General features: G+C 50.2%; 1 protein-coding gene. It reads right to left on the bottom strand.

Going from position 1 to position 933, the window contains the following annotated elements; genetic code table 11:
- The coding region (locus tag FKN93_RS17410; protein WP_249374233.1) for a transposase at positions 1–915 on the bottom strand (915 nt) is incomplete at its 3' end.
- Between the last annotated feature and the right edge of the window lie 18 nt (positions 916–933).

The raw sequence follows: 933 nt of genomic DNA, 5'->3' as shown, positions 1-933 counted from the left end.
CGCTTCGGCTGATGTCGCTATCATCGCCATGATCACATCCGCAATGCTCGCACCAGCCTGTGTTTTATGGAACAGGGCATTTTTTCGGTTGCGAGCAACTAGCTTGAGTGCTTGCTCCGCTCGGTTATTATCCAGCTGTGCTCCCTCGAGACGGCAGAAGGCGGTCAGCCCCTCATAATGCTTAGTAAAATAATTAATTGCTTTACCAAGCCCGCTGTTTTCTTCTGTATTTCCCCTGTTCAGCTCGGCCTGACCCCAGTTTCGGATCTGCTCCATTACCGGAAGTGATAGCTTTTTATGCCAAGCTAACCGTTGCCCCGCGTTAAGTCCTAGCTCCCTGGCTTCATCATCGTGTCGCCAGATTTCACCATACCACTGTAGTACTTGCTCCACTTCATCTGGAAACTGATTAAGGACTTCGGCAAACTGCCGTCGTCCGTGACTGTTGCACAGACTGTGTTCGACCACGTAATCAAGCGATGGGCGGTTGCTGGATAAGGCATCACTCATCAATATCGGGGGCGCGAGTGTCCGGCCACGGTCATGTAAAATCTCGTCGATGAACTCGCCGGCATGACCGATATTGGTCTGATACAACACGACAGTACGACCCTCTTTTAAGCCCGCGACTAAACCGGAGCTGTAAACACCACTGCGCTCTCGGGTTTTTGTTCCATTTCTCTGCGGCTTTTCTATCGGGACTTTGTCTAAAATTCGGTTGGTCGTGTCATCTAAATAATAGTGCTCTGCGTTTGCGGCAAACACTCTTAACAAGTTATAAATGGGTTGCAAGCTATTGGCGACTAACTCGACTTGGTCAAAGATGGTTGAGGCGGTCAGTTTAATCCCCATCAGCGCTTGCGTACTCTCCTGACGATAGTAGGGTGCACCTGCAAAAAACTTGTGAAGAGCCATCAGGCTGCGGGCACTGTA

Source organism: Vibrio sp. A8-1 (assembly GCF_013048685.1).
Lineage (GTDB): Bacteria > Pseudomonadota > Gammaproteobacteria > Enterobacterales > Vibrionaceae > Vibrio > Vibrio metschnikovii.
This window is presented reverse-complemented; position numbering and strand designations above follow the sequence as displayed.